The 5,248-nt window shown below is 67.2% G+C and carries 7 protein-coding genes; all 7 read right to left on the bottom strand.

Annotated elements, in window-relative coordinates; all coding sequences use genetic code 11:
* A partial coding sequence (locus VFT73_RS01815; protein WP_326408430.1) for an O-methyltransferase occupies positions 1–468 on the bottom strand: 468 nt, incomplete at its 3' end.
* Position 469: 1 nt separating this feature from the next.
* The gene (locus VFT73_RS01810) at positions 470–853 is read right to left on the bottom strand and encodes a putative quinol monooxygenase (RefSeq protein WP_414712771.1); all 384 of its coding nucleotides are present in this window, start codon (positions 851–853) and stop codon (positions 470–472) included.
* Positions 850–1,755 (bottom strand): fructose bisphosphate aldolase, encoded by a 906-nt coding sequence (locus VFT73_RS01805; RefSeq protein WP_326408429.1) that lies wholly within the window; start codon positions 1,753–1,755, stop codon positions 850–852. The genes VFT73_RS01810 and VFT73_RS01805 overlap by 4 nt, the downstream gene beginning before the upstream one ends.
* A 52-nt stretch (positions 1,756–1,807) precedes the next feature.
* Positions 1,808–3,001 carry a phosphoglycerate kinase gene (locus VFT73_RS01800; RefSeq protein ID WP_326408428.1) on the bottom strand — a complete coding sequence of 398 codons (1,194 nt, stop codon included), beginning with the start codon at positions 2,999–3,001 and terminating at the stop codon, positions 1,808–1,810.
* Positions 2,998–3,501, bottom strand: a complete 504-nt coding sequence (locus VFT73_RS01795; protein WP_326408427.1) for an MOSC domain-containing protein — start codon at positions 3,499–3,501, stop codon at positions 2,998–3,000. Before VFT73_RS01795 ends, VFT73_RS01800 begins: the two co-directional genes overlap by 4 nt.
* Positions 3,498–4,505, bottom strand: coding sequence for a type I glyceraldehyde-3-phosphate dehydrogenase (gene gap, locus VFT73_RS01790; protein ID WP_326408425.1), 1,008 nt, complete (start codon positions 4,503–4,505; stop codon positions 3,498–3,500). Before gap ends, VFT73_RS01795 begins: the two co-directional genes overlap by 4 nt.
* Positions 4,506–4,519: 14 nt before the next feature.
* Positions 4,520–5,248, bottom strand: a 729-nt coding sequence (locus tag VFT73_RS01785; RefSeq protein ID WP_326408424.1) for a transketolase-like TK C-terminal-containing protein, incomplete at its 5' end; no start/stop codon positions are given.

The following is a 5,248-nucleotide window of genomic DNA, read 5'->3' as shown; positions in this document are numbered from 1 at the left end:
CGGTCGCGACAGGCGCATCGCTGCGCGCAGATAAACGGAATAGCCTTCCTTGTCCGCGTCGACGAAGATGAAGTCGAAGGGCGCCTCGGCATCCGCGATCATCGCATCGAGCGTCTCGGTGGCGGGGCCGACGCGGACCTGCACCTTGTCGGCAAGGCCGGCGCGAGCCAGATTGGCGCGCGCGACCTCAGCATGGTGCGGATCGAGCTCCAGCGTGACGAGACGTCCGCCTTCGGACAGCGCGCGGGCGAGCCAGATTGTCGAATAGCCGCCGAGCGTGCCGATTTCGAGAATGCGCCGCGCGCCTGTGCCCCGGGCGAGCAGGTGCAGCATTTTTCCCTGAACGGCGGACACGTCGATGGCCGGCAGCCCGGCCGCAGCGTTTGCCGCCAGCGCCGTGTCCAGCACCGTGTCGTCCCCGAGCAGATGGCCGGCGATATAGTCATCGACTGCGGACCACTCTTTCATCTTACTTGCCTCCGAGGCCGATGCCGCCGATCGGCTTCAGCTCGGCGGCGGTGTCGAAGCCTGCGATCAGCGGCCGGGCCTTCACGATCGCCTGCTGCACCGCCGGCAGCTTCAGCGACGCCGCATGGCTGTCCTTGCTGTCCCAGGCTTCAGAGACCCAGAGCGCATCCGGGTCCTTCAGGTCTTCGGACACGACATAGCTGAGGCAGCCGGGCATGTCGGCGCTGCCGCTCAGCAACAGTCGGGCAAGCGCATCGCGCTGGCCCGGTATCGCGGTGATCTTGCCGATCATGCCGTACATGCCATTGCCCCCTTCGGCCGCAAAGGCGCGGCCGGCCAGGGTCGCGATCAGACCGGCCGCGACCATGGTGCGGCGGTCGATCACGCCGCGACCGGCACCTTCTGCGTCGATGCCTGGTGGATCTCGTCGATCGCGCCGCCGAGCGAGCCGTTGAACTGATCGTCGCTCATCTGGTGGCGCAGGTCCTCCAGCAGCGCGCGGCTGAAGCTGGCGATCATGCCGCGGTTCTTCGCGAGCTCGGCGCAGGCCTCAGGCCGCGCATAGCCGCCCGACAGCGCAACCACGCGCAGCACCCGCGGATGGTCGACCAGCGCGCCGAACAGGCCGGCCTTGGCCGGGATCGACAGCTTCAGCATCACCTTGTCGCTGCCCGGCATCGCGTCGAGCGCTTTGGTGAGCTCGTCGAGCAGGATAGCGTCGGCTTCCGCGCGTTCGGCGCTCTTGATGTTCACTTCCGGCTCGATGATCGGCACCAGCCCGTGCGCGAGCACTTGGGCAGCCACCTCGAATTGTTGCTTCACGATCGCGGCAATGCCTTCGCGGTTGGCCAGGTTGATCACCGAGCGTTCCTTGGTGCCGAACACACCCAGCCCCTTTGCCCGGCTGAGCAGCGCGTCGAGCTCGGGCATCGGCTTCATCAGCTGCACGCCGTTCGCTTCGGCCTCCAGCCCCTTGTCGATCTTGATGAAGGGCACGACACCCTTTTCGATCAGCGCCTGCGGCACCGGCTTGCCGTCCACCTGCCCGTCCATCGTGCGCTCGAACAGGATCGCGCCGATCACCTTCTGCCCGTTGAAGCAGGGCGAGGTGATGATGCGGCTGCGCATCTGGTGGATCAGGCCGAACATCTCCTCGTCGCTGCCCCAAGCGCCTTCCTCGATCCCATATCCCTTCAGCGCCTTGGGCGTGGACCCGCCGCTCTGGTCGAGCGCGGCAATAAACCCGTTTCCGTCGGCAATCTTGGCAGTCATGTCGGCGGTGTTCATGTCATTCCCTGATTTGTGGTTCCTGCGTTCCGAACGCCTAGCTTGGCGGGCGTCAGCGGTCCAGCGCGGCGACGCCCGGCAGCTCCTTGCCTTCCATCCATTCGAGGAAGGCCCCGCCTGCGGTCGAGACGAAGGTGAAGTCGCCCGCGACGCCCGCCTGGTTCAGCGCTGCGACGGTGTCGCCGCCGCCCGCGACCGAGACCAGCGAGCCTTCCCGGGTCAGCGCGGCGGCCGTCTTCGCCAGGCTGACGGTCGCGGTGTCGAAGGGCGGCGTCTCGAACGCGCCGAGCGGGCCGTTCCAGACGAGCGTGCGGCAGGTCTTCAGCACGTCGGCGAGCGCTTCGGTCGCCGCGGGGCCGATGTCGAGGATCATTTCGTCCGCGCCAACTTCGTGCACGTTGACGATGCGGGTCGGCGGGTTCGGCTTGAATTCCTTCGCGACCACCACGTCGTAAGGCAGGTGCACGGTGCAGTTGGCGCGGTCGGCCGCGTCCAGAATCGCTTCGGCAGTGGCGGTCAGGTCGTGCTCGCACAGGGACTTGCCGACATTCACGCCGCGCGCGGCGAGGAAGGTATTCGCCATGCCGCCGCCGATAATCAGGTGATCGACCTTGGCGACCAGATGCTTCAGCACGTCGAGCTTGGTCGAGACCTTGGCGCCGCCGACCACCGCCGCAACCGGATGCTCTGGATTGCCCAGCGCTTTTTCGAGCGCGCCCAGCTCCGCCTCCATCTGCCGTCCGGCAAAGGCCGGGAGGATGTGCGCGAGCCCCTCGGTCGAGGCATGGGCGCGATGGGCGGCGGAAAAGGCGTCATTGACGTAGAGGTCACCGAGACGCGACATGCCGGCGACCAGCTCGGCATCGTTCCGTTCCTCGCCGGCGTGGAAGCGCGTGTTCTCGAGGACCGCGATGTCGCCCGGCTTCAAATCGGCGACCGCGGCCTCGGCGATCTCGCCTTCGCAGTCGTCGATGAACTGCACCGGGCGGCCGAGCAGGTCCGACAGCGGCTTGGTCACCAGCGCCAGCGACATTTCGGGATCGCGCTTGCCCTTGGGCCGGCCGAAATGGGCGAGGATCAGCACGATCGCGCCCTTGTCCGACAGCTCGGCGACGGTCGGCACGGCAGCGCGCAGGCGCGTATCGTCGGTCACCTTGGCTTCCTGGGTGGGGACGTTCAGGTCCTCGCGGACCAGCACGCGCTTGCCGCTGATATCCCCCATATCGTCCAGTGTCTTGTAGATCATTCCTCACCCTCGATTGAAACCGGGTCGCCGACCTTGATGTCGCCGCCGTCCAGCACCCGCGCGAGCGCGCCGCCGCGCCAGTCGGGCGTCAGCACCGCCTTCAATCCCGGCACGATCGCGTCCATGCGGCTGCACGGATCGCACTCGCACGTGATTTCCAGGCGCACGTCCGCGCCGATCCGCACGACGGCGCCGGCCCGCTGCGGCAGCGCGATGCCGTCGAGCAGCAGGTTCGCGCGCCGCTCCTGCCATTCGACGACCGTGCCCAGCTCCTCGATCGCGGCGAGCCATTTGTCCGCCGCGATCATCGACACCTGGCGCCGGTCCTTGCCGCCCGGCCGGACCGCACCGCGGAAATCTCCAGTCAGCCCGCCTGCGCGGGTGACGTGGACATGGTCGATCACTTCCATCGGCGCCTTCGGGAACGCGTGGCGCGCGATGCCGCGGAGTGTGCCATTCCCAACCCCGCTCGGGACGAGCGGGTCGAGCTCCGATTTCACCCTAGCCGGGCCATCACGGTCGCGGTGTCGACCATGCGGTTCGAGAAGCCCCATTCGTTGTCGTACCAGGAAACGACGCGGACGAGCTTGCCGTCCATCACCGCGGTTTCCAGGCTGTCGATCGTCGACGACGCGGGCGTGTGCATCAGGTCGATGGAGACCAGGGGTTCTTCGGAATAGTCGAGGATGCCGGCGAGGCGGCCGCTTTCGGCGGCGGCCTTCAGGATCGCTTTGATCTCTTCCTTCGATGTGTCGCGCTTCGGCGTGAAGGTCAGGTCGATCAGGCTCACGTCCGGCACCGGCACCCGGATCGCCGAGCCGTCGAGCTTGCCCTTAAGCTCCGGCAGCACCTCGCCGACCGCGCGGGCGGCGCCCGTCGTCGTCGGGATCATCGACATGGCGGCGGCACGGGCACGGCGCAGGTCGGAATGGATCTGGTCCAGGATCTTCTGGTCGTTGGTATAGGCATGGACAGTCGTCATCAGCCCGCGCTCGATGCCGACGCTGTCGTTCAGCACCTTGGCGACCGGCGCCAGGCAGTTGGTGGTGCACGACGCGTTGGAGACGATCTTGTGCTCCGCCGTCAGCTTGTCGTCGTTGACGCCGTAGACGACGGTCAGGTCGACATTCTTGCCCGGCGCCGAGATCAGCACCTTCTTCGCGCCGGCCGCGATGTGCTTCTCGGCGCTCGCCCGGTCGGTGAAGAAGCCGGTGCATTCCAGCACCAGATCGACGCCCAGCTCGCCATGGATCAGGTTGGCGGGATCCTTCTCGGCGGTCACGCGGACATGCTTGCCGTCGATGACGAGATCGTTGCCCTCGGCATGAACCTCGCCCGGATACTTGCCGTGGACGGAATCGCGCTTGAACAGCCAGGCGTTGGACTTGGCGTCGGCGAGGTCATTGATCGTGACGAGCTCCAGCCCGCTGTCCTTGCGCTCAAGCATCGCCCGGGCGACGAGGCGGCCGATGCGGCCAAATCCGTTGATGGCGACTTTGGTCATGTTCGCTCCTGGTTCTAGAGCGCCGCAATAATTTGCGGCGCGATCGCGTCGGGGGTGAGCCCGAAATGCTTGTAGAGGTCGGCGGCCGGCGCGGAGGCGCCGTAGCGGTCGATGCCGAAACGCAGCCCGTCCGGCCCGGTATAGCGTTCCCAGCCGCGCGTCGTGCCGGCCTCGATCGAGACCTTCAGCACGCCGGCCGGCAGCAGGTCGGCGCGATAGGCGGCGTCCTGCGCGTCGAAGCGTTCCCAGCTCGGCATAGAGACGACGTCGGCGCCGATGCCCTGGTCTTCCAGCCGATCGCGGATGCCGACCGCTATCTCGACCTCTGAGCCGGTGGCAATCAGCACGACGCGACGCGCGGCTCCGGCTGCGCGAAGGCGGTACGCGCCGCGAGCACAGCGGTTTTCGACGGCTTCGTCACGAAGCTGCGGCAGATTCTGCCGGCTGAGCGCGAGCAGCGAAGGTCCGTTCGTCCGCTCCAGCGCCAGCGCCCAGCATTCCGCCGTCTCGACCGCGTCGCAGGGCCGGAGCACGTCGAGGTTCGGGATCAGCCGCAGCGAGGCCAGATGCTCGATCGGCTGATGCGTGGGCCCGTCTTCGCCGAGCCCTATCGAATCGTGCGTCATCACATAGACGACGCGCGCGCCCTGCAACGCCGAGAGGCGGATGGCCGGCCGGCAATAGTCTGAGAAAACAAGGAACGTGCCGCCATAGGGGATCACGCCGCCGTGCAGCGCCAGGCC

The organism is Sphingomonas sp. (assembly GCF_035758555.1).
GTDB lineage: Bacteria > Pseudomonadota > Alphaproteobacteria > Sphingomonadales > Sphingomonadaceae > Sphingomonas_B.
This window is presented reverse-complemented; position numbering and strand designations above follow the sequence as displayed.